The sequence below is a fragment of the Streptomyces sp. NPDC026417 genome, from assembly GCF_055567695.1.
In genome coordinates, this window is the sequence record NZ_JBVHPY010000001.1 from 308,876 (window position 1) to 333,176 (window position 24,301).

The following is a 24,301-nucleotide window of genomic DNA, read 5'->3' on the forward strand; positions in this document are numbered from 1 at the left end:
GATGTCGAGCGGGCGTACGATGCGGCCCATGCTTGAGGAGACCGGGAACCGGCCGAGGCCCGCCGGGACGCGCATCGCCCGTGAGCGCCGGGTGAGCGGCCAGATCCAGCGCGAGGTCGTGCAGCTGATCCTCGACCGCAGGCTCCGGGCGGGCGCCTCGCTGCCCACCGAGACGGAGCTGATGGAGGACCTCGGTGTCAGCCGCAACTCGGTCCGTGAAGCGCTCAAGGCCCTGCAGGCCCTGGACATAGTGGAGATCAGGCACGGCTACGGCACCTATGTCGGCCAGGCGTCCCTCACTCCGCTGGTCGACGGTCTCACCTTCCGCACCCTCGCCCGGCCGGACGACGACACCAGCGCGCTGACGGAGATCCTCCAGGTCCGCGAGGTTCTGGAGGAGGGGCTGATCCGCCGGGTCGCGGCCACGCTCTCCGAAGCGGAGCTGGACCGGCTCGAATCCGTCGTCTCCCGGATGGAGGAGGCGGGCCGGGAAGGCCTGCCCTTCCCGGAACTCGACCGCGAGTTCCACGAGTTGCTCTACGCCTCGCTCGGCAACGCCCTCGTCCCGCAGCTCCTCGGCGCCTTCTGGACCGTCTTCCGGCGGGTCGCCGGAGCCCGTGGCTGGACCGACGACCCCTCGCCCGAGCTGACGGTCCGCCGCCACCGCGACATCGTCACGGCGCTGCGTGCCCGCGACGTCGAGGCCGCGCAGCGCGCCATGGCCGACCACTTCCGCGGCATCGAGTCCCGGGCGGCCCAGGAGACCCACGGAGTGGGCTGACCCGCCCCGCCGGACCGCCGTCCCGCCGGACCCGCCCGCCCCGCCGGGCCCGCCCGCCCCGGTCCTCGTCCGCGCGGATTGCCCCGCTCTACGCTGGGGCCTGTGAGCGACACCTGGAACCCGGCCGGCGCCGGCGTGCTGCGGCTGCCCTCCGGTCGCCTGGTCCGCGGTCGCGCCCTGCGCCGGCCAGTCCCTGCCGACGCCCCCGGCCCGGCGTTCGCCGTACACCTCCTCGGCGGGCGGCCGCCCGAGGTGCCCTGGGACTCGTACTGGCTGCGCTGGCCGGACTTCCGTCTGCCCGCCGACCGCACCGAGGCCCGCGAGGTGCTCACCGCGGCCTGGGAGCGGGCCGCCGCCGAACGCGTCGAACTCGCCTGCGGCGGCGGCCGCGGCCGGACGGGGACGGCGCTGGCCTGTCTGGCGGTCCTCGACGGGGTGCCCCCGCGGCAGGCCGTCGCGTTCGTCCGTGCCCACTACGACCGCCACGCCGTGGAGACGCCCTGGCAGCGGCGGTACGTGCACCGCTTCGGCGAGGGATGAAACCGCCGCCCGGCGGCCGACGCGTCCGGGTGAGCCCCTGCGGGACGCCTCGCAGTTGTGAAGCACAGACTCCGGACGAGTGTAGGTGCAGTGCGTCACGCCGGACATGCGAAGAGTGAAACTCGCAGGCAACGGGGAGCAGGGGGAGGGCAGTACACGTACCACTCGGGGGCGGGTCCCGGCGCCCCGCGTCGAGGAGGCGGAGGAAACAGTGAACGCATTGCGGACAGCAGTAGCAAAGACCGGGAAGACCCCGCCGGCCGTCCGGGACTCCCGGTGAAGCCCCCGATCGGTGCGTACGTCGTCGACCTCCTCACCGGACGGGTGGGCATCGTGATGGGGCACGAGGGGCCCTACGTCCAGCTGCGGCCGCACGGCGGAGGCAAGGAGTGGGACTGCGCACCGGACGCGCTGCGGGGGGCCACCGCGGCGGAGCGGCTCGGCGCGGCCACGGCGTACGCCGACGCCCGCAGCCGCGGCGAGGTGCCGTGAACGGGCGGCCGAGGGCGACGGGCGGGCCCCGGCCGCGAAAGCGACCCGTCCGGCCCGGAGCAGGGGCGCCGTAGGCGAGAATGGACGCATGAGTCTGTTCCGCGACGACGGCACCGTGCTGCGCACCCGGGAGCCGGGTGAGGCGGGCCGGACCGTGCCGCGGGCTCCCGGAGGACACCTCCGCGCCCCCGGGCCGGACGGCCGCGGGAGCGAGCGATGAGTCTCTTCCGGGACGACGGCATCGTCCTGCGGACGCAGAAGCTCGGCGAGGCCGACCGCATCATCACGCTGCTCACCCGGGGTCACGGGCGCGTGCGGGCCGTGGCGCGCGGGGTGCGGCGCACCAAGTCGAAGTTCGGGGCGCGGCTCGAACCCTTCTCCCACGTCGACGTGCAGTTCTTCGCGCGGGGCAGCGAGCTGGTCGGGCGCGGACTGCCGCTGTGCACGCAGAGCGAGACGATCGCCCCGTACGGCGGCGGGATCGTCACCGACTACGCGCGCTACACCGCCGGCACGGCCATGCTGGAGACCGCGGAGCGGTTCACCGACCACGAGGGCGAACCCGCCGTTCAGCAGTACCTGCTGCTGGTCGGGGGGCTGCGCACGCTGGCCCGCGGTGAGCACGAGCCGCACCTCGTCCTGGACGCCTTCCTGCTGCGCTCCCTCGCCGTGAACGGCTACGCACCGAGCTTCACCGACTGCGCGAAGTGCGGAATGCCCGGACCGAACCGGTTCTTCTCGGTGGCCGCGGGCGGCTCCGTCTGCGTCGACTGCCGGGTGCCGGGCAGCGTCGTACCCTCGGCACAGGCCCTGGAACTGCTCGGCGCGCTGCTCACGGGAGACTGGGAGACCGCGGACGCCTGCGAGCCGCGGTACGTCCGGGAGGGCAGCGGGCTGGTGTCGGCCTATCTGCACTGGCACCTGGAGCGCGGCCTGCGCTCCCTGCGGTACGTAGAGAAATGACGCACGGAATCAAGGAGACGAGAAACACATGGTCGTACGCGGGATCCTGGGACGCCAGCGCCGCGAGTACAGGACGCCGGAGCCGCACCCGTCCGGTGCCACCGCGCCCAAGCTCCCCGGCGAGCTGATCCCGAACCATGTGGCGGTCGTCATGGACGGGAACGGCCGGTGGGCCAAGGAGCGCGGGCTGCCGCGCACCGAGGGGCACCGCGTCGGCGAGGGCGTCGTCATGGACGTCCTCAAGGGCTGCCTCGAGCTGGGCGTCAAGAACCTCTCCCTGTACGCCTTCTCCACGGAGAACTGGAAGCGGTCCCCCGAGGAGGTCCGCTTCCTGATGAACTTCAACAAGGACGTCATCCGCCGCCGCCGGGACGAGATGGACGAGCTGGGCATCCGCATCCGCTGGGTCGGCCGGATGCCCAAGCTGTGGAAGTCGGTCGTCCAGGAGCTCCAGGTCGCCCAGGAGCAGACGGAGAAGAACGACGCGATGACGCTCTACTTCTGCGTCAACTACGGCGGGCGGGCCGAGCTCGCGGACGCCGCGAAGGCGCTGGCCGCCGACGTCGCCGCCGGCCGGCTGGACCCGGACAAGGTCACCGAGAAGACGATCCAGAAGTACCTGTACTACCCGGACATGCCGGACGTCGATCTCTTCCTGCGGCCCAGCGGCGAGCAGCGCATCTCCAACTACCTGATCTGGCAGTCGAGTTACGCCGAGATGGTGTTCCAGGACGTCCTGTGGCCCGACTTCGACCGCCGCGACCTGTGGCGTGCCTGCGTCGAGTACGCCTCCCGCGACCGCCGCTTCGGCGGCGCCGTCCCGAACGAGGACCTGCTGGCCATGGAGGCGGCCATGCGGGGCAACCCGGAGTAGCGGACACGGACGAGGGCGGGGCCACCGGTCTCCTGGACCGTGGCCCCGCCCTCTGCCGTTCTCGCGTCGTGCCGGACGGGTCGCCCGTCAGCTCTCGGCCGCCGCCGCGCACTCCGCGCAGGTGCCGAAGATCTCCACCGTGTGGGCCACGTTCACGTAGCCGTGCTCGGCGGCGATGGCCTCCGCCCACTTCTCCACCGCCGGGCCCTCGACCTCGACGGCCTTGCCGCAGACGCGGCAGACGAGGTGGTGGTGGTGCTCGCCGCTGGAGCAGCGGCGGTAGACGGACTCGCCGTCGGAGGTGCGCAGGACGTCCACCTCGCCCGCGTCGGCGAGCGACTGGAGCGTGCGGTAGACGGTGGTCAGGCCGACCGAGTCGCCCTTGTGCTTGAGCATGTCGTGGAGATCCTGGGCACTGCGGAACTCGTCCACCTCGTCGAGCGCCGCCGCCACGGCGGCACGCTGCCGGGTGGAGCGGCCCTTCACGGACGGTCCAGCGGTCGTCACCGGTTGCCTCCTCGCGTCTGCACTTGCCGGGCCATTGTGCCAGTCCGGTCTCCGAGCGGTCAGACGCCGACCGTGCCGTCGGAGGCACGGCTGGCCGGAATCGCACACTCCGCGGGGTCCCCGGCGGGTTGCGCGGCGGCCAGTGCCCGCGCGCGCCGCCGGGCCAGCGGGGCCGCCAGGAGCGTGAGCGCCAGGAAGACGCCGATGGCCAGCAGCACGATCGTCGCGCCCGGCGGTACGTCCTGGTAGTACGACGTGACGGTGCCGCCGATCATCACGCTCACGCCGATGGCGACGGCGATGGCGAACGTGGCCGCGAAGCTGCGGGTCAGCTGCTGGGCCGCGGCCACCGGGACCACCATGAGCGCCGACACCAGCAGCAGCCCGACGACGCGCATCGCGACGGTGACCGTCACCGCCGCCGTGACCGCGACCAGCAGGTTCAGCGCGCGCACCGGCAGACCCGTGACCCGCGCGAACTCCTCGTCCTGGCTGACCGCGAAGAGCTGGCGGCGCAGCCCCACGGTGACCAGCACCACGAAGCCGGCCAGGAGGCAGATGGCGCTCACGTCGGACTCCGACACCGTGGACAGCGAGCCGAAGAGGTACGAGAGGAGGTTGGCGTTGGAGCCGCCCGACGCGAAGCTGATCAGCATCACACCGCCGGCCATGCCGCCGTAGAAGAGCATCGCGAGGGCGATGTCGCCGCGGGTCCTGCCGTACCAGCGGATCAGCTCCATGAGGACGGCGCCGAGGACGGAGACGAGCGTCGCCATCCACACCGGGGACCAGGAGAGCAGGAAGCCGAGGCCGACGCCGGTCATCGCGACATGGCCGATGCCGTCGCCCATCAGCGCCTGGCGGCGCTGGACGAGGTAGATGCCGACGGCGGGTGCCGTGATGCCGACCAGTACGGCGGCGATCAGGGCCCGCTGCATGAAGGCGTAGTTCAGGATCTCCATCAGCTCAGCAGTCCCGTGCGGATCGGTTCGGCGCCCGCGGGTGCGTGCGGGTGCACGTGGTCGTGACCGGGCAGCGCGTGCTGGCCGAGTGCCTGCGGCGGCGGTCCGTCGTGCGTCACGCAGCCCTCGCGCAGGACGACGGCCCGGTCGATGAGGGGCTCCAGGGGGCCCAGTTCGTGCAGGACGAGGAGGACGGAGACGCCCTGGGCGACCTGCTCGTGCAGCGTCCGGGCGAGCACCTCCTGGCTGGCCAGGTCGACGCCCGCCATCGGCTCGTCCATGATCAGCAGCTCGGGTTCGGCGGCGAGCGCGCGGGCGATGAGCACCCGCTGGTGCTGGCCGCCGGAGAGGGCCTCGACGGAGTCCTTCGCGCGGTCGCTCATGCCGACCATGTCCAGGGCCCGGCGGACGGCCTGGTGGTCGGCCCTGCGCATGATGCCGAAGCGGGTGCGGGAGAGCCGGCCGGAGGAGACGATCTCGGTCACCGTCGCCGGTACGCCTCCGGCGGCGGTCGTGCGCTGCGGCACGTACCCCACGCGCCGCCAGTCGCGGAACGCGTGCCGCGGGGTGCCGAACAGCTCGATGTCGCCGCCGGTGACGGGCACCTGTCCGATGACGGCGCGCACGGCGGTCGACTTGCCGGAGCCGTTGGCCCCGAGGAGCGCGACGACCTCGCCGCTGCGGACGGTGAGGTCGATGCCGCGCAGGACCGGACGCGCGCCCAGCTCGGCGCGGACGCCGCGCAGCTCGATGACCGGCTCACCCATGAGGTCCTCCTGGTGGGTCACTTGGCGCCCAGGGCGGTTTCGAGGGCTGTGAGGTTGGACCGCATGACCTGCAGGTAGTCGTCGCCCGCGGACCGGTCGGTGATGCCTTCGAGCGGATCGAGGACGGCCGTCCTCAGGCCCGCGTCCCGGGCGAGGGTCTTGGCGGTCTTGTCGGACACCAGCGTCTCGTAGAAGACCGTGGTGACCCCGTCGGCCTCGGCCTCCTCCTGGAGTTCCCTGATCCGGGCCGGGCTCGGCTCGCTCTCCGGGTCGAGGCCGGTGATGGCCTCCTGGGTCAGGCCGTAGCGCTCGGCGAGGTAGCCGAAGGCGGCGTGGTTGGTGAAGAAGACCTTGCTGTCGGTGTGCTTCAGGCCGTTCTCGAAGGAGGTGTTCAGGTCGTCGAGCCGGCCGGTCAGCGCCTCGGCGTTCTTCCGGTAGTCGGCCGCGTGGTCGGGGTCGGCCTTCTCGAAGGCGGCGGCGACGCCCTCGGCGACCTCGGCGTACTTCACCGGGTCCAGCCAGACATGCGGGTCGCGGGCGTGCTCCTCCTGCTCGGAGGAGGCCTCCTCGCCCTCGTGGTCGTGCTCGCCGGCCCCGTGGTCCTCCAGCCGGGTCAGCGTGGCGGCGTCGATCTTGGTGGCGACGTCGGCCTGCGAGACGGCGTCGTCGACGGCGGGTTGCAGGCCCTTGAGGTAGAGCACCGCGTCGGCCTCCTGGAGCTGCGCGGTCTGCCGGGCGCTGATCTCCAGCTCGTGCGGCTCCTGGCCGGGTTCGGTGAGCGTCGTCACATTCACGTGGTCGCCGCCGATCTCCTCGGCGAGGTACTGCATCGGATAGAACGACGCGACGACGTCGAACTTGTCCGTGTTGCCCGCGGCGGCGCTGTCGGAGGAGCAGGCCGAGAGGGTGCCGAGACCGACCGCGGTGGCCGCCGCGAGGGCTATGCCGGATATGTGACGTCGTCGTACGTTCATGACAGTCATTTTCAACTAAACTGGAAACCGTTGTCAACAAGCCCGGTGAGCGGTCCGAAGGCGGACCGATTTGATTGTGGGGGAGCCCCCGCCGGTAACCTGAAGCATTCGCTCTGAAGCAATGCTCCGCAGCATCTCGCTTCGTCGCCCGTCGTCGTAATGAAGAGAGCACCGTGGCCGCCGACAAGATCGACACCATCGTCAGCCTGAGCAAGCGCCGTGGCTTCGTATTCCCTTGCAGTGAGATCTACGGCGGCCAGAAGGCCGCCTGGGACTACGGGCCGCTGGGTGTCGAGCTCAAGGAGAACATCAAGCGCCAGTGGTGGCGCTACATGGTCACCTCCCGCGAGGACGTCGTCGGCATCGACTCGTCGGTGATCCTGGCCACCGAGGTCTGGGTCGCCTCCGGTCACGTCGCCACGTTCAGCGACCCGCTCACCGAGTGCACCTCCTGTCACAAGCGCTACCGCGCCGACCACCTGGAGGAGGCCTACGAGGCGAAGCACAACCGCCTCCCGGAGAACGGCCTCGCGGACATCAACTGCCCCAACTGCGGCAACAAGGGCCAGTTCACCGAGCCCAAGCAGTTCTCGGGCCTGCTCTCCACGCACCTCGGCCCCACGCAGGACAGCGGCTCGGTCGCCTACCTGCGTCCCGAGACCGCGCAGGGCATCTTCACCAACTTCGCCCAGGTGCAGCAGACTTCGCGCCGCAAGCCGCCGTTCGGCATCGCGCAGATGGGCAAGTCCTTCCGCAACGAGATCACGCCCGGCAACTTCATCTTCCGCACCCGCGAGTTCGAGCAGATGGAGATGGAGTTCTTCGTCAAGCCGGGCGAGGACGAGAAGTGGCAGGAGTTCTGGATGCAGGAGCGCTGGAACTGGTACACCGGCCTCGGTATGCGCGAGGAGAACATGCGCTGGTACGAGCACCCGGCCGAGAAGCTCTCGCACTACTCCAAGCGCACCGCCGACATCGAGTACCGCTTCCAGTTCGGCGGCAACGAGTGGGGTGAGCTGGAGGGCGTCGCCAACCGCACGGACTACGACCTGTCCGCGCACTCCAAGGCCTCCGGCCAGGACCTGTCGTACTTCGACCAGGAGGCCGGCGAGCGCTGGACCCCCTACGTCATCGAGCCCGCCGCCGGTGTCGGCCGCGCGATGCTGGCCTTCCTCCTCGACGCCTACGTCGAGGACGAGGCCCCCAACGCCAAGGGCAAGATGGAGAAGCGCACGGTGCTGCGGCTCGACCCGCGCCTGTCGCCGGTCAAGGTCGCCGTCCTGCCGCTGTCCCGCAACCCGGAGCTGTCCCCGAAGGCCAAGGGGCTCGCCACCGCGCTGCGCCAGCACTGGAACATCGACTTCGACGACGCCGGTGCCATCGGCCGCCGCTACCGCCGCCAGGACGAGATCGGTACGCCGTTCTGCGTCACCGTCGACTTCGACACCCTCGACGACAACGCCGTCACGGTGCGCGAGCGCGACTCCATGAAGCAGGAGCGGGTCTCCCTCGACCAGATCGAGGGCTACCTGGCCGCCCGCCTCATCGGCTGCTGACGCCCCGGCCTCCGGCCCCCGGCTCCGCGACGCGGAGCCGGGGGCTTCGTCGTGCCCGGGACCGTCCGGCGTCCGGCGCAACGCGCGGTCGGTGGCCGGCGGCGAGGCGGCCGGCGACGGCCCGCCACTCCACCGGTTGCCGCAGCCGCGGGCGGATTGGTCCTCCTGCCGCGGTGCCGATCGGACCTGTCCGCTGGCCCGGCGGCGCCCCAGGGTGTGAGCCGTGAGCCGACGCTCTTCTTCTTCGCGTTCCTGCCGCAGTTCGTGGCCCCCGGCGAGCCCGGCGCCCTGCCGCGGATGCCGGCCCCCGGCGGGGTCTTCATGCGCGCGACGTTCACCGCCTTCGCGGGGCACGGCATCCTGGCGGCCTCCGTCCGCGACCGGATCGCGGCGCGCCCGCGTGTGACGGCCCGGCTGCGCCGGGGCTTCGCGGGCTCCTCCTGGCACTGGGTGCGAAGCCGGCGTTCACCGCCCGCCAGGCGGTGTCCGTCGCCGCGCGCCCCGGACGGACGCGGGGCGCGCGGCGGCTCAACGGCCCTGCAGCGCCTTCACGTTGTCGCCGAAGGTCCAGTTCTTCGAGCCGTCCCAGTTGACCGACCAGGTCATCAGCCCCTTGAGGGCGGTGCCGTAGTGCCGCCACGCCTGGGCGACGAGGCTCGGGGACAGGTGGCCGCCGCCCGCGCCCGGCTGGGCCGGCAGCCCCGGGACCTGCTTGTCGTAGGGGACCCTGACGGTGGTGCCCTGGACGACGAGCCCCTGGTTCAGGCAGTCGGTCTGGGCGATGAAGCCCTGGACGGTGCCGGCCGAGTAGGAGTCGCCGGAGCAGCCGTACATGCTGCCGTTGTAGTACTGCATGTTCAGCCACCACAGCCGGCCGTTGTCCGCGTACTTCTTCACGATCGGCAGGTACGCGCCCCAGATGGAGCCGTACGCCACGCTGCCACCGGTGACGTAGGCGGTCTCCGGGGCCATGGTCAGGCCGAAGCCGGCCGGCATCCGGGACAGCACGCCGTCGATGATGCGGACCAGGTTCGCCTGCGAGGTGGACAGCTGCCCGATGCTGCCGCTGCCCACCAGGCCCGTCTCGATGTCGATGTCGATGCCGTCGAAGTTGTACTTCTGCAGGATCGGCACGACGGTCGCGACGAACCGGTCGGCGACCGCGCTCGAACTCAGGTCGATGCCGGCCGCGGCGCCGCCGATGGACAGCAGGATCGTCTGCCCGGCCGCTTTGGCCTGGCACATCTCGGCCGGCGTGGCGACCTTCACGCCGGAGTCCATCCCGTCCTCCCACAGCACGGTGCCGTCGGAGCGGATGACGGGGAAGGCGGCGTTGATCACGTTGTAGCCGTGGGCGGGGATGCGTGAGTCGGTGATCGGGGTCCATCCGAAGGGCGGGTGTACGCCGTTGGAGGAGCCGTCCCAGTTCTCCCAGTAGCCCTGGAGCACTTTGCCGGAGGGCCGCGGTTTCAGGGCGCAGGTGTCGGCGGCGGCCGCGCCGGGAGCGGCGGCGAGCGACAGGGGGACGAGGCAGGCCGTGGCGAGGGCGGCGGCCATCAGGCGCAGGGTACGGCGGATCATGCGGGGCCTCCTGGGTGGGGGACGCGGAGGTGGCACGGATGTCGCAGGCATGACAGTGCTGCGGTCCAGACCTTTCGTCAAGAGGTCTGGACCAAACTGCCGCGGTGTGAGCGGCGGCGAACATCGCGGACACATGACAGCTGACAGATGTTGAAATCTGTCAGCTGTCATGCCAAGGTGGAGGCACCTCACCCTCCGGGCACCCCGCCCGGGAACCCAAGGAGTCCTTCATGCACACGCGCCCTCTCGGTTCCACCGGCCCCCGGGTCTCCGTCCTCGGCCTCGGCTGCATGGGCATGTCCGCCCTGTACGGCGACGCGGACCGCGCCGAGTCCGTCGCCACGATCCACGCCGCCCTCGAAGCGGGCGTCACCCTGCTGGACACCGGTGACTTCTACGGCATGGGCCACAACGAGATGCTGATCGGCGAGGCCCTGCGCACGGCTCCGCAGGCGCGCCGCGAACAGGCGCTCACCAGCGTCAAGTTCGGTGCGCTGCGCGACCCGGACGGCGCCTGGTCCGGCTACGACGGCCGCCCGGCCGCGGTGAAGAACTTCGCCGCGTACTCGCTCCAGCGGCTCGGCGTGGACCACATCGACGTCTACCGGATCGCCCGGGTCGACCCCGAGGTGCCGATCGAGGAGACCGTCGGGGCGATCGCGGAGCTGGTGGAGGCCGGGCACGTCCGCCACATCGGGCTCAGCGAGGTCGGCGCGGACACCGTCCGCCGGGCCGCCGCCACGGCGCCGATCTCGGACCTGCAGATCGAGTACTCGCTCATCTCGCGCGGCATCGAGGCCGAGATCCTGCCGACCCTGCGCGAGCTGGGCATCGGCGTCACCGCCTACGGCGTCCTGTCCCGCGGTCTCATCTCCGGCCACTTCACCCCGGACCGGGAGCTGGCCCCGAACGACTTCCGGTCGTTCAGCCCCCGCTTCCAGGGCGACAACCTCCGCCACAACCTGTCCCTGGTCGAGGCCCTGCGGAAGATCGCCGAGCAGAAGGGCGTCAGCGTCGCGCAGATCGCGATCGCCTGGGTCCTCGCCCAGGCCTCGCGGCAGGGTGCGGACATCGTCCCGCTGGTGGGCGCGCGCCGCCGGGACCGGCTGAGCGAGGCGCTCGGCGCCCTGGACGTCACGCTGGACGCCGCCGACCTGGCCGCCGTCGAGGAGGCCGTCCCGGCGGACGCGGCGGCGGGCGAGCGCTACCCCGCGGCGCAGATGGCACACCTCGACAGCGAGCGCTGACCGGGCCGCCGGTACGGTTTCGTCATGTCGCCGACCGAGACCCTGACCGCCGAACGCATCCTCGAAGCCACCGAGGAGGTGCTGCGCCGGCACGGCCCGGCCAAGGCCACCGTGGTGGACGTGGCGCGGGCGCTCGGCGTCAGCCACGGCAGCGTGTACCGCCACTTCCGCACCAAGGCGGCGCTGCGCGAGGCGGTGACGGAGCGCTGGCTGGAGCGGACGTCCGGGGCGCTGGCGGACATCACCGCCGAGGACCGGGACCCCGAGAGCCGCCTGCGGGACTGGCTGTCGGCCCTGTTCGCGGCCAAGCGGCACAAGGCGGGCGACGATCCTGAGCTGTTCGCCACGTACATGGTGCTGATCGGCGAGACCAGCGAGGTCGTCGGCCGTCACGTCGTGGAGCTGACCGGTCAGCTCGCCCGCATCGTCGGCGACGGCGTGGCCCGCGGCACCTTCACGGCCGCCGACCCCGCGTCCGCGGCCCGTGCCGTCTTCGACGCCACGAACCGCTTCCACGACCCCTGCTACGCCCGCGACTGGCAGCAGCCCGGCATCGACGGCGAGTTCGAGGCGGTCGTGGACCTGGTGGCGCGCGGGCTGCGGGCCTGACGGCCGCCTGCCGGCGGCCCCGCCGGGCGGCCGCCCGCCCCGGGAGACGGCCGCCCGAACGCGCCTACGTCGCGCAGAACTCGTTGCCCTCCGGGTCCCGCATGATCCACCAGTGGCCCGCCGGGCCCTTGTCCAGTTCGCGGACGCGGGTGGCGCCCAGGCTCTCCAGGCGGACCACGAGCGCGTCGAGGCCGCCCGGTTCGCTGTGGATGTCGATGTGCAGACGGTTCTTCACCGACTTGGGTTCCGGGACGTCCTGGAACAGGAGGCGGCGGCCGCGGCCGATCCCGCTCACCTCGTCGTAGGGGTCCTCGGGGTGCCGGATCGCCGCGAAGCCGCGGAAGACGCGGCGGCCGCCGTGCTCGGTGACCGCGTCCTCGGTGAGCTGTCCCGCGTCCAGCAGGCGGCCGATGAGGACACCGGGATCCTCCACCTCGTACTCCAGCGCCGCCGCCCAGAAGTCCGCGAGGGCGGGGGCGTCCTGTGTGTCGATGACGAGCTTCCAGTTCAGTGCTGTCATGTAACCAGTTATATTGGTTACATGGCGGCCGAGTCCATCACCCGGGGCATGGTGCTCACCTCTCCCGCGGGGGCGACCTACCGGTTCGACCCGGGCGCGCTCTGTCTGGAGCTGCTGACGACGGGCGGCCCGGGAGCCTTCGCCCGGTACGAGACGCTGCACGCCCCCGCCGACCTGCTCGCCTGGGCCGCCCGCTCACGGCTCACCCCGACGCCCGCCCTGGACGTCACCGCGGAGGCTCTCGCCGAGGTCCGCCGGACGCGCGACGCGCTGTGGCGCACGGTGATCGAGCGCAGCCACGGCCGGCCGGCCGCCCCCGGCGACCTGGCCGTCCTGAACGGAGCCGCCGCGCCGCCCCCGCTCATACCCGCCGTCGGGCCGGACGGTGCCCGCCGCTGGGCGGGCCCGGCGGACGGCCGCCGGCTGCTCTCCACGGTGGCCCGCGACGCCGTCGACCTGCTCACCGGGCCCTGGGCCCACCGCATCCGGACGTGCGCCGCCGACGACTGCCACCTCGTCTATGTCGACACCTCACGGCCGGGCCGGCGCCGCTGGTGCTCGATGGAGCACTGCGGCAACCGCCACAAGGTGCGGTCCCTGCGCGCGCGCCGCGGCGACGGGCCCGCGCCCGAGGACTGAGCCCCGGCCCCGGCGGCCCGTCCCCTCCCGCCACCCTCGGCGCGGCCACGCCTAGGCCGTCGTGGGGTCCACCGTCGCCTGGTGCGCCTCCGTGAGGTGCTCCTCCGCCTTCAGCCAGGGCAGGAACTGTGCCGCCTTCCGCCAGCCGCACGTGTCGCATCTGATCGAGCGCTGCACGCCCGTGCGCTGGACTCTGACGACGTGTTCGCGCCCGTGCTGGTCCCAGCGGCTCACCTTGCTCGTGTTGATCTCAAGCATGGACACACCTCCACCTCGACCGCTCCGCTCGCGCAGCTAGGAGTGTGCAGCATGACCAACATCAACGGGGCTTCCCGCACGGCGAGTTGGCCACGAGGCCGGTCACGGTCACGGTCCGTCGCGATGGTTCGGGCCGATCTGACGCTCCGTGTCCGCCGGGCCGCCCGGGACGCCCTCTAGCCGACCGTGCGCGGCAGGCGCAGGCTCAGTGCCGTCGTCAGCGCCACCCCCGCCAACTGGACCAGGAGCGTGACGATCAGGGCGTCCCGCATCCCCGCACCCGGCACCAGGGTGAGGAAGAGCGAGCCGAGGGTCGCGATGCCCAGGGCCAGCGCCGCCTGCTGAGTGGTGATCATGACGCCGCCGCCGACACCCGCCCGCCGGGCCGGGACCTCGGAGAGGATGACCCGGAACAGGACGGGGAGCTGCAGCGCCTGCCCCGCACCGGCCACCGCCGCACCCGGCAGCAGCTCCAGCGGCCCGAGGCCGGGCCACGACCGCCAGGCCGCGAGGACGATCAACGCCACCCCGGCCGCCTGGACCAGACCGCCGGCCGTCACCACCCGCGTGCCGTACCGGGCGACCAGCCGCGGCCCGCACAGCGAGACGGCGAAGAACGCGGCCGCCATCGGGGCGAGCGTCAGCCCCGCGGCCACCGGGCCGAGGCCGGCGCCCTGCTGGAGCGCCACCGCGATCACGAACATGAAGCCGCTGAAGCCGATGGAGAACGGCACCACCATGACCAGGCCGCGCCGCAGCGACCGCAGCGCGAGCAGGCCCGGCGGCACGAGCGGTGTGCGGCCCAGCCGGTCCGCCCGGCGCTCCACCAGGCAGAAGGCCAGCGCCGCGAACGGGAACAGGATCAGCGACACCCAGGTCCACAGCGGCCACCCCGCGGCCCGGCCCTCGGTCAGCGGTGCCAGCAGGGCGAGCAGCGCGACCGCGAGCAGGACGGTGCCGGGGCCGTCCACCGGCTCCGGGTGCTGCGAGCGGGTCTCGGGGACGGCACGCGCGGCCAGTACCAGGCCCACGACCACCACCGGCACGTTCACAAGGAACACCGACCGCCAGCCGGTGCCCGCGACGTCCGCAGCGACCAGGACGCCGCCGAGGATCTGCCCCGCCACCATGGAGAGCCCGGCCGTCGCGCCGTACAGGCTCATCGCCCGGGCGCGCCGGGGCCCGGCGGTCGCCGACTGGATGGTGGCGAGCACCTGCGGCAGCATCGCCGCCGACGCGGCGCCCTGCGCGACGCGCGCCGCCACCAGCGTCCAGGCGGTGGGCGCCAGTCCGCAGGCGAGGGAGGTCACGCCGAAGGCGGCCATGCCGCCGAGGAACAGCCGGCGCCGCCCGAACAGGTCGCCGAGCCGCCCGCCGAGCACCAGCAGAACGGCGTACGAGACGCCGTACCCGGCGACCACGAGTTCCAGAAGGGCCTCGTCCGCGCCCAGGTCCCGGCCCATCGAGGGCAGGGCCACGTTGACGATGAAGAAGTCCACGAGGGGGAGTGCCGCGCCCAGCAGCACGGTGAACAGCCCGAGGCCGCCGAGCACGGGCGGAACGGCGGAGGAGCGGGCGGCGGCGCGGTCGAGAGTTCCGGTTTCGGTCACGCCCCCGAGCCTGGTCCGGTCGCGAGGCTGGTACCAGAGTCTGCTCATCCTGGTAGCGGCAGTACCTGGAAACAGGCTGGGAAGTGCGTCAGGCTGGGCCCATGACGACCTCGGCGCAGGAGCGGACCACGACAGGGACCCGGGCCCGGGGCCGCGTGTCCGACATCCGGCGGCACGAGCTGGCCGCCTTCCTCCGCCACCGCCGCGAGCACGTCGCCCCCGAACAGGTCGGTCTGCCCCGCGGCCCCCGGCGGCGGACCCCGGGACTGCGCCGCGAGGAGGTCGCGCAGCTCGCCGCCGTCGGCGTCACCTGGTACACGTGGCTCGAACAGGCGCGGGACATCCAGGTCTCCGTGCAGGTCCTCGACGCGCTCGCCCGGACGCTGCTGCTGGACCCCAGTGAGCGCGTGCACCTGTTCCAGCTGGCCGGCGCCGTCGATCCGGCGCCCACCTCGGCCTGCCCCTCGGTCACGCCCGCCCTGCGCGGCGTCCTGGAACAGCTGGAGCCGGTCCCCGCCTGCATCCAGAACAGCAGGTACGACATCCTCGCCCACAACCGCACGTACGGCCTGCTGCTCTGCGACCTGGACGCGGTGCCGCCCGAGGACCGCAACTGCCTGATCCTCGCCTACACGCACGAGGAGTGGCGCGCGTCGATCGTGCACCTGGAGGAGGCGACCCGGCTGATGGCCGCCAGGTTCCGCGCGGCGATGGCCGGTCATCTCGCCGAGCCCGCCTGGAAGGCCCTGCTGCAGCGGCTGCGGACGGAGTCACCGGACTTCCGCGAGGTGTGGGACCGGCACGAGGTGGTCGGTGCGCGCACGAAGCGCAAGGAGTTCCGCAACAAGTACGTCGGCCGCCTCACCGTGGACCACACCGACCTGTGGCTGGGCCCGGAGACCGGCCCGCGGATGGTGACGTACGTGCCCGCCGACGCGGAGTCCCGCGAGCGGCTGGAGAAGCTGCAGGCGATCGCCGAGGAGCGCGCCGCGCCGGGGAACTGAGCGGAGGAGTCCCTCTGCGGCCGTCCCCGGCAGCCCGCGCGGCCCGGACGCGGGGCGCCCGCCGGTGCGATCCGCTTGCCGGGCGATGTCCGACCCGGCGGCAGCGACGCCCTCGCCGGAGCGCCGCGGCTACGCCCGGACGCCCGGCGTCTGCCCGGTCTGCGCCGTGCGGAGCTGCTCAGCGGTCCGTTCCGCGGTGCGGCGGGCCCACTGCCCGCTGGTGAGGGCGCCGAGCACCAGCACCAGGAAGCCGCAGCCCGCGATGATCCACCAGCCCGGCCGGGCGGCCGCCACGAAGGTGTCCCGGTACGACGACGCGCTGACGCCCGACGCCAGGACCGCCCCGATCACGGCGACTCCGAGGGTCTGGCCGACCTGCCGGCTGGTGGAGGCCACGGCGGCGGCGACGCCGGCCTGGGCGCGGGGCATGCCGGAGACGGCGGTGTTGGTGATGGGGGCGTTGACGAAGCCGAACCCCAGCCCGAACAGGACGTAGCCGATGACGAGCGTGACGTTCGACGTCTCCGCCTCGAAGGCGGCGAAAAGCACCCCGCTCGCGGTCATCGCGACCCCGGCGACGAGCAGCGACAGGCGCGGGCCCCGGCTGCCCACCAGCCGCCCCGAGACCGGCGCGGTCAGGAAGCACACGGCGGCCATGGGCAGCATCCACAGGCCCGCGTGCAGGGCGTCCAGACCGCGTACGTTCTGGAGGTAGAGCGTGGAGAGGAAGAGGAAGCCGCTGAGCGCGGAGAAGGCGCTGACCGCGACCACCGTGGCCCCGCTGAACGGCGCCGAGCGGAAGAAGCGCAGGTCGATGAGCGGCTCGGCCCGGCGCGGCTCGTACCGCAGCAGCCCGACCAGCGCGGCGAGGGCGAGGGCGCCGAAGGCGCAGGTCCTGGCGGCGCCGGTGTGGGGCGCCTCGATGATCGCGTAGGTCAGCGAGCCGAGCAGCACGATCACCAGGAGCTGGCCCACCGGGTCCGGGCGTCGCGCCCTGGGCGCCCGCGACTCGGGCACGAAACGCAGGGTCAGCAGCAGTGCGGCCAGCCCGACCGGGAGGTTGACCCAGAAGATCGACCGCCAGCCGACCGAGTCCACGAGCAGCCCGCCGACCACCGGCCCCGCGGCCAGCGCGATGCCGACGACGCCGCTCCACACGCCGATCGCGCGGGCGCGTTCCCGGGGATCCGTGAAGGTGTTGGTGATGATCGACATCGCCACCGGGTTCAGCATCGAGCCGCCGACCGCCTGGACCATCCGGAAGACGACCAGGGAGGCGAGGTTCGGGGCGAGGGAGCACAGCAGCGAGCCGAGCGTGAAGACGACCAGACCGGCGACGAAGACCCGGCGGCGGCCGACGCGGTCGGCGGTCGACCCCGCGAGCATCAGCAGCGAGGCGAGGACGAGCGTGTACGCGTCGATCGCCCACTGCAGCCCCGCGACGTCGGCGTGCAGTTCCCGTTGCATGGAGGGGAGCGCGACGTTCAGCGCGGTGTTGTCGAGGCTCACGATCAGCAGGCTCATGCAGCAGATTGCGAGCACCAGCATGCGGCGGCGATGGCTCGGCTCGGGCATCCCCACAGCCTACGCCGTCTTCAGTAGTGCGCCTAACTAATGACCGCTACATGATCTGTCCTCCGCCGGGCCGCTCCCTCCGTACGAGCACGCGCCGCCGTGCGCGACAATGGGGGAATGTCCGCGCCCACCCTCGCCTCCGCCGCCCCGCTGTCGATCGGCCCCCACACGGTGCAGCCGCCCGTCGTCCTCGCCCCCATGGCCGGGATCACGAACGCGCCCTTCCGCACGCTCTGCCGGGAGTTCTCCGGCGGCAAGGGCCTGTTCGTCAGCGAGATGATCACCACGCGAGCGCTGGTCGAGCGCAACGAGAAGACCATGCAGCTGATCCACTTCGACGCGAGCGAGCAGCCGCGCTCGATCCAGCTGTACGGCGTGGACCCGGCGACCGTCGGCAAGGCCGTCCGCATGATCGCGGAGGAGGACCTCGCCGACCACATCGACCTGAACTTCGGCTGCCCGGTGCCCAAGGTGACCCGCAAGGGCGGCGGCTCGGCGCTCCCGTTCAAGCGGAACCTGCTGCGCGCGATCCTGCGCGAGGCCGTCGCCGGCGCCGGGGACCTGCCGGTGACGATGAAGATGCGCAAGGGCATCGACGACGACCACATCACCTATCTCGACGCCGGACGGATCGCCGTCGAGGAGGGCGTGACGGCCATCGCCCTGCACGGCAGGACCGCCGCGCAGCACTACGGCGGCACCGCGGACTGGGACGCGATCGCCCGCCTCAAGGAGCACGTGCCGGAGATCCCGGTCCTCGGCAACGGTGACATCTGGTCGGCCCCGGACGCGGTCCGCATGGTGCGGGAGACCGGGTGCGACGGGGTCGTCGTCGGCCGCGGCTGCCTGGGCCGGCCCTGGCTCTTCGGCGACCTGGTCGCCGCCTTCGAGGGACGCCCGGAGTACGCGGCCCCGACGCTGCGCGAGGTCGCGGCCGTCATGGTCCGGCACGCCACCCTGCTCGGCGAGTGGATCGGCGACGAGGCACGCGGCGTCATCGACTTCCGCAAGCACGTGGCCTGGTACCTGAAGGGTTTCGCGGTCGGCTCGGAGATGCGCAAGCGTCTCGCGATCACCTCGTCCCTGGCCGAACTGCGCGCCGGACTGGACGAGTTGGACCTCGACCAGTCCTGGCCCAGCGGAGCCGACGGCCCTCGCGGGCGCACCTCGGGCAACAACCGGGTGGTCCTGCCGGACGGCTGGCTCAAGGACCCGTACGACTGCGCGGGCCTCACCGAGGACGCGGAACTGGACACCTCCGGCGGCTGACCCCGCCGCACCGACCCCACCCGGATCACCTCCCGGGGACGAGCCCGCCCAGACCGGCGCCCCGCCGCCCCTCCCACGGCGGATCCGGCCCGCGAGACCGCGCGCCGGCACGCGCCGGCGCCCCACGACGGCCAGGCCCGCGATGCCCGGCCGGCGCGCCCACTCGCGGTGCCTGGCCGTGCGGCCCCGGTGAAGCGGCGCCGACCCGCGGCCCGGACGGCGGCGCGACCCGGGGGCCCGCTCGCCGTGCCGCCGCAGGTGGCCGGCGCGGTGGTGCACGCGGCGTCCGGCCGGCGGCGCTCCGGGGCCGCCGCCTCGCCGTGTTCTCCGTACGCGCCGGGCGGCTTCGCCGTGTCGCCCCCGGTCGGGCGCGGGTACGCCGCCCCCGGCGCCACGCCTCGGCCGGACGGCGGTGCCCGGTCCCCACCGGGGGCTCCCGTCGGCCGGGCGGCCGACGCACCGCGGCCCCGTCGGGCGGCCCGCTCACCGCGGGCGCGGCCTACGCGCCGCCCACCGCCGTGAGGAGGGCCAGCGGCGCTGCCGCCGAGCGGGATTCGCGGATGCAGGCATGCGGGTAGGGGACCGGCTCCGCGTGGGTGTCGCGGCCGTAGCCCGCGATGACCTCCGGGAGCCGGTGGCCGGCCACCGTGGCCGCGTCGACCAGGGCGTGGGCGACGGTACGGGCCTCGTCGTGCAGGCCGTACCGGGCCAGGCCCAGGCAGATCAGGGCGTTGTCGTGCGGCCAGACCGACCCGCGGTGGTACGAGAGCGGGTGGTACGCCGACTGGCCCGCGGCGAGGGTGCGCACGCCCCAGCCGGAGAAGAAGTCCGGCGCGAGCAGGCGGCGGCCCACCAGCTCGCCGTACTCCTTGTCCAGCAGCCCCGACCAGAGCAGATGGCCCGCGTCGGAGGCGAGCGCGTCGACCTGGCGGCCGTCGCCGTCCAGCGCCAGCGCGGGGAAGGAGTGCTCCGGCATCCAGAAGTCCCGCTGGAATCGGTCCCGCAGATCGCCCGCCGCCTGCTCCAGCAGCGCCGCGTACACCGCGTCGTCCCACACCGTCCGCGCCAGGTGCGCGGTCCGGCGCAGCGCGTCGTAGGCGTACCCCTGCGCGCCCGCCGCCATCACCGGACCCGTGGCCCGGTTGCCCTCGGCCGAGCAGATGGCGCCGGGGGAGTCCTTCCAGTTCTGGTTGGCGAGACCGCCCTCGTCCGCCCGGTAGACGAGGTAGCCGCGCGAGGTGAGCCCGCCGTGGTCCAGCATCCAGCCGATCGCCGCCCGCGCATGGGACTCCAGCCGCCGGGCCGGCTCGACGTCCCCGGTCTGTTCCACATAGGAGCCGAGCAGGACGAGGAAGAGCGGTGTCGCGTCCACCGAGCCGTAGTAGCGGCCGTACGGCACCTGCCCGAAGTGCGCCAGCTCCCCGTGCCGCACCTCGTGCACGATCTTGCCGGGCTGGGCGACCGGGCCCGTCCCGGTCTCGGTCGCCTGCGTGGCGGCCAGCGCCGGCAGCGTGGCGGCGGCCAGCCGAGGCCGGTACGGGAGCGCGAAGAGCGAGGTGAGGAGGGCGTCGCGGCCCAGCAGGGTGAGGAACCAGGGGACCCCGCCCGCCGGGACCCGCAGCTCCTCGCCGTCCGGGCCCCGCGCCGGCACCTGGAGCGCCGCGAGGTCGGACAGCCCCCGCGCGCAGGCCGCCGCCAGCTCGGGCCAGCCGGTCGGGAAGGGCACACCTTGGGCGAACTCGCCCTCCAGGGCGAGGAGTTGCTCGTTGGCCGCCGCGGGGGTGGGCGGGACGTCCGGCATCCGGGGGACCCCGTGCGGGCGGGCCGCGACCCGCAGCGCCAGCTCGGCCGAGCCGTGCGGTGCGAGGTCCAGCGACCACACGAGGCGCCGCGCGCCCGTGCCGGTCTCCTCCACGCCGTCCGGCGCGGGCTCCGAGGTGACGGTCGTACAGGACCGCCACTCGCCGCGCCGGTAGCCGAACTCCACGCCGTCGTCCAGGATCTCGCGGGAGCGGACGGCGCCCCGCTTGGCGTAGGTGCGGTAGTCGGAGCGCAGCTCGAACTGGTCCGCGAAGTCGGCGTCCGCGGTGACCGCGATGCGGACCGTCGTCGGCGTCGGCCGATTGCTGGTGACCCGCAGCGACTCCACGAACGCACCGTCGGCGACCGCCTGTTCACGGAAGAGCGTGTACGCGGGCGGCTCCTGGCGGCCACCGCGCGGTACGAGCACGCAGCGCGCCGTGTCCCCGTCCGCGACCGGCGTGAGCGCCTCGGGCACCGCGCCGTCGACGGTCAGCTGCCAGCGGCTCAGATGCCGTGCGTCGCGCACGAACAGACCGTCGGGCGAACTGCCGCCCCGCACCCCGCTGATGTCCCCGCCGTCGCCCACGGCGGCGAACGTGCCGCCCCGCACGAGCAGATGATGCCGCTCCGTCATCCCCGGTCCCCTCCCTGGTCGCTCATGTCGGACGTGCCGCCCCCCGCGCGGATGCCGCCCCGCGCGCCGTGCCCCGGGGGCTCGTGCAGCAGATCGAGGGTGAGCGCGGCCGTCCAGCTGAAGCCGCGCGCCCCGCAGCCGTCGCCGGTGCGGGGGTCCACGTACTCGGCGAACCCCGACTCCCCGGCCGTGTCGAGCAGCGCGGCCCGCAGACCGTCCGCCCGTCCGTGCTCCCCGTGCAGCCGGAGCCCGCGCTCCAGCAGCCAGTTGGTGTTGAACCAGGCGGGTCCCCGCCAGTACCGGTGCGGGTCGAATGCCTCGCCGGTCAGGTCGTAACTCGGCACGAGCCGGGCGGCGGTGCCGAGCCCGAAGTGGGGACCGGCCAGAGTGGAGACGAGCCCCGCGACGACCTCGCGGGGGAGACCGGGCAGCACCAGCGGCAGCAGCCCGGCGACTCCGCGCTCCGGGATCGCCTCCCCGTGCACGTCCCGGCAGAAGAACATCCCCTCGGCCGGGTCCCACAGCCGCTCCACCAGGGCCGCCGTGAGGCGCTCCGCGCGTCCGCGCCGGGCCGTCCCCGGCGCGCCCAGTTCGCGTGCGATCGAGGCCAGCGCGTACTCGGAGGCGATCAGCAGGGCATTGAAGGCGGGGTCCTCGACGGCGAACTCGCCCCTCCCGTCCGCGTATCCGCGGTCGCGGTAGTCCGCGGCGAGGCGCACGTACCGTCCGTAGTCGAGATCCGTGGGCCGGTCCTCCGCGGCGCCGTGGTCGAGGTCCGCGCGGCGGAACGACCGGGACGGCGCGGGAGTGACCCGGCTCAGCGGGGCGTCCCAGCAGGGGCTGTTGTCCATGCCCTGCTCCCAGGGGTGGACCACCGAGGCCAGGCCGCCGCCGCCGAGGTCGCGGCGGTGCAGGAGGTAGCGGTGCCAGGCGGCGAGGCGCGGGTAGACCCGGGAGAGGAAGCCGCGGGCCCCGGACAGCACCGGGTCGGCGCAGTGCACCAGCCAGGCGGCGAGGGCGTGCACCGGTGGCTGCACGATGCCCGACGTCTGTACGGTGCGCGGGGCGCCCGCAGCGCGCCCCGCGGTCGAGGAGCGCCAGAAGTCGGGGCTCGGGAAGTACGCGTCGAGCGGGACGGAGGGGTTGAAGACGATGTGGGGCACCCGCCCGTCGGCCCACTGGGCGCCGAGCAGCGTCTCCAGCTCGGTCTGCGCCCGTAACGGGGAGAGATGGCGCAGGCCGATCGCGACGAACGCGGAGTCCCAGGACCACTGGTGCGGATACAGACCGCGCGAGGGCACCGTCGACGTCCCCGTCCAGTTGCCCGCCAGCACACGCTCGGCGGCGCGGTGCAGCGCGCCCGCCGGACCCCCCGGGTCGTATACGGCCGGTCCGGAGACGGCGGTCCCGCCCGGGCCGGCCGGGGGAGGCGGCTCCGCGACGCGCACGGGAGAGGCGATCTCCGTGCGGTGGGCGGCGAGTTGCGCAGTGCGGTCCACTCAGGTCTCCCCGAAGACGTCCGGCCGACCAGTTCGGCAGTACCTACCGTAGGGTTACGTCTATTTAACACGCAAAACTCAATATGTAATGCAGAGTTGGTGAACGCAAGAGGGTGGGCATGACGGGAAGGGCGGCGAAGGCCATGAGAGCCGGGAGCCAGGCGAGCGCCGGACAACTGCTCCAGCTGGTGCGCAGCGGCCGGGCGACGACCCGCGGAGCGCTGCAACAGGCCACCGGTCTGTCCCGGGCCACGGTCGGGCAGCGCCTGGACCGGCTGTTCCGGGCGGGCTGGCTGCGCGAGGGCTCGGGCGGTCCGGTCGACTCGCCGCTGGGCGGCCGGCCGTCCATCACGCTGGAGTTCGACGACGCCCACGCGGTCGTCCTCGCGGCGGACCTCGACACCCGGCACGCCCGGGTGGCCGTCCTCACCCTGGGCGGCGAGATCCTCTCCGAGCACGCCGGCGTCCTGGTCGTCGAGGACGGACCGGACGTGGTCCTCGACGAACTCGGGCGCCGGTTCGCCGAGTTGCTGGACAAGGCAGGACAGCGCGCCGACGCGGTGTGCGGGATCGGGCTGGCCGTCCCGGGCCCCGTCGACAGCGAGACCGGCCGGGTGGTGCAGCCGCCGATCATGCCGGGCTGGGACGGCTACGACATACGCGGCAGGCTCGGCCGCGCCTTCGCCGAGCACGCGGGCACCGACGGCGGTGCCCGCGTGCCGGTCCTGGTCGACAACGACGCCAACCTGATGGCGTACGGCGAACAGCGCACCGGCTACCCGGACTGCTCCGCCTTCGCCCTGGTCAAGGTCTCCACGGGCATCGGCGCCGCGGTGGTGGTGGGCGGCGCGATCTACCGGGGCATCGACGGGGGTGCCGGAGACATCGGGCACATCCGCGTCCCGCAGGGTGCCGACGCGCTGTGCACATGCGGTTCGTACGGCTGCCTGGCCGCCCTGGCGAGCGGGGGCGCGGTGGCGCGGCGGCTGACCGAGACGGGGGTGCCGGCCGCGTCGGGCTCGGACGTACGGGATCTGCTCGCGGCGGGTCATCCCGAGGCGGTCACCCTCGCCCGGGAGGCGGGGCGGCACGTCGGCGACGTTCTGGCCACCGTGGTGACGCTGCTCAATCCGGGCGTCCTGATGATCGCCGGCGATTTGGCCGGAACCCACTTCCTGACCGGGGTCCGCGAGCTGCTGTACCAGCGTGCGCTGGTCCGCTCCACCGCTCATCTGGACGTGGTGACCTCCCGGCTCGGTGACCGGGCCGGGCTGGTCGGGGCGGGGGCACTGGTCGTGGAGCACCTGTACGCACCCGAGCGGGCCGAGGAGCGGCTGGCCGCGATGGGCCTGTGAGGGCTCGGCGGCCCGGCGTGTGTCGTCCGTGTGACGCGTCCGCGACGTCGTCCGCATGATGAAATTCCGGCCCGGTCGGCGGCGTGATTCTCGCCACCCCTGATAGGGGTAGCGCTCAGATGAGCGATTTACGGCCGGATGCATTTTCCAAAGGGGTGGCACTGAGTGCCACCTCTTGATTGTTCACGGCATGAACTCAGGCGTGCCAGATGGTGCTCACTTGAGCGCCCTGGGCCGCCTATGGCGTTTGCTCCGTTCAAGAGATGAAAGCAACCTGGTCCG

The 24,301-nt window shown here is 73.1% G+C and carries 24 protein-coding genes; 13 read left to right on the top strand and 11 right to left on the bottom strand.

Annotated features, from left to right (window positions below; all coding sequences use genetic code 11):
- Positions 1 to 19 precede the first annotated feature (19 nt).
- The 6 genes from ACZ4NT_RS01280 to ACZ4NT_RS01305 all read left to right on the top strand — a co-directional run bounded on the left by ACZ4NT_RS01280 (position 20) and on the right by ACZ4NT_RS01305 (position 3,650).
- The gene (locus ACZ4NT_RS01280; protein ID WP_467722881.1) at positions 20 to 781 is read left to right on the top strand and encodes a FadR/GntR family transcriptional regulator; all 762 of its coding nucleotides are present in this window, start codon (positions 20 to 22) and stop codon (positions 779 to 781) included.
- A gap of 102 nt (positions 782 to 883) precedes the next feature.
- On the top strand, positions 884 to 1,321 hold the full coding sequence (locus ACZ4NT_RS01285) for a phosphatase domain-containing protein (protein ID WP_121403151.1): 438 nt from the start codon (positions 884 to 886) through the stop codon (positions 1,319 to 1,321).
- Positions 1,322 to 1,597: 276 nt separating this feature from the next.
- A complete protein-coding gene (locus tag ACZ4NT_RS01290) occupies positions 1,598 to 1,813 on the top strand; it encodes a hypothetical protein (protein WP_121403152.1) in 216 nt (71 codons plus the stop codon).
- A gap of 88 nt (positions 1,814 to 1,901) precedes the next feature.
- A complete protein-coding gene (locus tag ACZ4NT_RS01295) occupies positions 1,902 to 2,033 on the top strand; it encodes a DUF6412 domain-containing protein (RefSeq protein WP_467722594.1) in 132 nt (43 codons plus the stop codon).
- Positions 2,030 to 2,776: a DNA repair protein RecO gene (gene recO / locus ACZ4NT_RS01300; protein WP_467722595.1), complete on the top strand. Its 747-nt coding sequence runs from the start codon at positions 2,030 to 2,032 to the stop codon at positions 2,774 to 2,776. The genes ACZ4NT_RS01295 and recO overlap by 4 nt, the downstream gene beginning before the upstream one ends.
- A gap of 28 nt (positions 2,777 to 2,804) precedes the next feature.
- A complete protein-coding gene (locus tag ACZ4NT_RS01305) occupies positions 2,805 to 3,650 on the top strand; it encodes an isoprenyl transferase (protein ID WP_121403154.1) in 846 nt (281 codons plus the stop codon).
- An 87-nt stretch (positions 3,651 to 3,737) separates the two neighbouring features.
- Here the strand turns inward: ACZ4NT_RS01305 and ACZ4NT_RS01310 are convergent, their stop codons facing one another.
- From ACZ4NT_RS01310 to ACZ4NT_RS01325, 4 genes are read right to left on the bottom strand one after another with little or no spacing between them, the layout of a single operon-like run.
- The gene (locus tag ACZ4NT_RS01310; RefSeq protein ID WP_121403155.1) at positions 3,738 to 4,157 is read right to left on the bottom strand and encodes a Fur family transcriptional regulator; all 420 of its coding nucleotides are present in this window, start codon (positions 4,155 to 4,157) and stop codon (positions 3,738 to 3,740) included.
- Between the two features lie 59 nt (positions 4,158 to 4,216).
- Positions 4,217 to 5,119: a metal ABC transporter permease gene (locus ACZ4NT_RS01315; RefSeq protein ID WP_121403156.1), complete on the bottom strand. Its 903-nt coding sequence runs from the start codon at positions 5,117 to 5,119 to the stop codon at positions 4,217 to 4,219.
- On the bottom strand, positions 5,119 to 5,886 hold the full coding sequence (locus ACZ4NT_RS01320) for a metal ABC transporter ATP-binding protein (protein ID WP_121403157.1): 768 nt from the start codon (positions 5,884 to 5,886) through the stop codon (positions 5,119 to 5,121). Before ACZ4NT_RS01320 ends, ACZ4NT_RS01315 begins: the two co-directional genes overlap by 1 nt.
- Before the next feature lie 17 nt (positions 5,887 to 5,903).
- Positions 5,904 to 6,860, bottom strand: coding sequence for a metal ABC transporter solute-binding protein, Zn/Mn family (locus ACZ4NT_RS01325; protein WP_467722599.1), 957 nt, complete (start codon positions 6,858 to 6,860; stop codon positions 5,904 to 5,906).
- A gap of 173 nt (positions 6,861 to 7,033) precedes the next feature.
- Here ACZ4NT_RS01325 and ACZ4NT_RS01330 point away from each other — a divergent pair, with 173 nt between their 5' ends.
- Positions 7,034 to 8,416 (top strand): glycine--tRNA ligase, encoded by a 1,383-nt coding sequence (locus ACZ4NT_RS01330; RefSeq protein WP_121403159.1) that lies wholly within the window; start codon positions 7,034 to 7,036, stop codon positions 8,414 to 8,416.
- Between the two features lie 528 nt (positions 8,417 to 8,944).
- On the opposite strand, the gene ACZ4NT_RS01335 is transcribed toward ACZ4NT_RS01330, so the two are convergent.
- A complete protein-coding gene (locus ACZ4NT_RS01335; RefSeq protein WP_121403160.1) occupies positions 8,945 to 9,997 on the bottom strand; it encodes a chitinase in 1,053 nt (350 codons plus the stop codon).
- A gap of 230 nt (positions 9,998 to 10,227) precedes the next feature.
- Between ACZ4NT_RS01335 and ACZ4NT_RS01340 the strand changes: the two genes are divergently transcribed.
- Positions 10,228 to 11,244, top strand: coding sequence for an aldo/keto reductase (locus ACZ4NT_RS01340; RefSeq protein WP_121403161.1), 1,017 nt, complete (start codon positions 10,228 to 10,230; stop codon positions 11,242 to 11,244).
- Positions 11,245 to 11,268: 24 nt separating this feature from the next.
- Positions 11,269 to 11,853, top strand: a complete 585-nt coding sequence (locus ACZ4NT_RS01345) for a TetR family transcriptional regulator (protein ID WP_121403162.1) — start codon at positions 11,269 to 11,271, stop codon at positions 11,851 to 11,853.
- A gap of 64 nt (positions 11,854 to 11,917) precedes the next feature.
- Here ACZ4NT_RS01345 and ACZ4NT_RS01350 read toward each other — a convergent pair whose 3' ends face one another.
- A complete protein-coding gene (locus ACZ4NT_RS01350) occupies positions 11,918 to 12,373 on the bottom strand; it encodes a VOC family protein (RefSeq protein ID WP_467722601.1) in 456 nt (151 codons plus the stop codon).
- A 21-nt stretch (positions 12,374 to 12,394) separates the two neighbouring features.
- Between ACZ4NT_RS01350 and ACZ4NT_RS01355 the strand changes: the two genes are divergently transcribed.
- Positions 12,395 to 13,012, top strand: coding sequence for a CGNR zinc finger domain-containing protein (locus tag ACZ4NT_RS01355; protein ID WP_220784160.1), 618 nt, complete (start codon positions 12,395 to 12,397; stop codon positions 13,010 to 13,012).
- 51 nt (positions 13,013 to 13,063) lie between these two features.
- Here ACZ4NT_RS01355 and ACZ4NT_RS01360 read toward each other — a convergent pair whose 3' ends face one another.
- Both ACZ4NT_RS01360 and ACZ4NT_RS01365 read right to left on the bottom strand, forming a co-directional pair.
- Positions 13,064 to 13,270 (bottom strand): hypothetical protein, encoded by a 207-nt coding sequence (locus tag ACZ4NT_RS01360; RefSeq protein ID WP_121403164.1) that lies wholly within the window; start codon positions 13,268 to 13,270, stop codon positions 13,064 to 13,066.
- A gap of 176 nt (positions 13,271 to 13,446) precedes the next feature.
- Positions 13,447 to 14,880 carry an MFS transporter gene (locus tag ACZ4NT_RS01365; protein WP_467722603.1) on the bottom strand — a complete coding sequence of 478 codons (1,434 nt, stop codon included), beginning with the start codon at positions 14,878 to 14,880 and terminating at the stop codon, positions 13,447 to 13,449.
- Positions 14,881 to 14,981: 101 nt separating this feature from the next.
- On the opposite strand from ACZ4NT_RS01365, the gene ACZ4NT_RS01370 reads away from it, so the two are divergent.
- Entirely contained in the window at positions 14,982 to 15,884 is a 903-nt protein-coding gene (locus ACZ4NT_RS01370; protein ID WP_467722605.1) for a helix-turn-helix transcriptional regulator, read from the top strand.
- Between the two features lie 129 nt (positions 15,885 to 16,013).
- Here the strand turns inward: ACZ4NT_RS01370 and ACZ4NT_RS01375 are convergent, their stop codons facing one another.
- Positions 16,014 to 17,459, bottom strand: a complete 1,446-nt coding sequence (locus tag ACZ4NT_RS01375; RefSeq protein ID WP_121403167.1) for an MFS transporter — start codon at positions 17,457 to 17,459, stop codon at positions 16,014 to 16,016.
- A gap of 117 nt (positions 17,460 to 17,576) precedes the next feature.
- Between ACZ4NT_RS01375 and dusB the strand changes: the two genes are divergently transcribed.
- Positions 17,577 to 18,728: a tRNA dihydrouridine synthase DusB gene (dusB, locus tag ACZ4NT_RS01380; RefSeq protein ID WP_467722607.1), complete on the top strand. Its 1,152-nt coding sequence runs from the start codon at positions 17,577 to 17,579 to the stop codon at positions 18,726 to 18,728.
- A 499-nt stretch (positions 18,729 to 19,227) separates the two neighbouring features.
- On the opposite strand, the gene ACZ4NT_RS01385 is transcribed toward dusB, so the two are convergent.
- Together ACZ4NT_RS01385 and ACZ4NT_RS01390 are read right to left on the bottom strand one after the other, a co-directional pair.
- Positions 19,228 to 21,165, bottom strand: coding sequence for an amylo-alpha-1,6-glucosidase (locus tag ACZ4NT_RS01385; protein WP_467722609.1), 1,938 nt, complete (start codon positions 21,163 to 21,165; stop codon positions 19,228 to 19,230).
- Positions 21,162 to 22,664 (bottom strand): MGH1-like glycoside hydrolase domain-containing protein, encoded by a 1,503-nt coding sequence (locus tag ACZ4NT_RS01390; protein WP_467722611.1) that lies wholly within the window; start codon positions 22,662 to 22,664, stop codon positions 21,162 to 21,164. The genes ACZ4NT_RS01385 and ACZ4NT_RS01390 overlap by 4 nt, the downstream gene beginning before the upstream one ends.
- Positions 22,665 to 22,807: 143 nt before the next feature.
- Here ACZ4NT_RS01390 and ACZ4NT_RS01395 point away from each other — a divergent pair, with 143 nt between their 5' ends.
- Positions 22,808 to 24,019 (top strand): ROK family transcriptional regulator, encoded by a 1,212-nt coding sequence (locus ACZ4NT_RS01395; RefSeq protein ID WP_467722613.1) that lies wholly within the window; start codon positions 22,808 to 22,810, stop codon positions 24,017 to 24,019.
- Positions 24,020 to 24,301 lie beyond the last annotated feature (282 nt).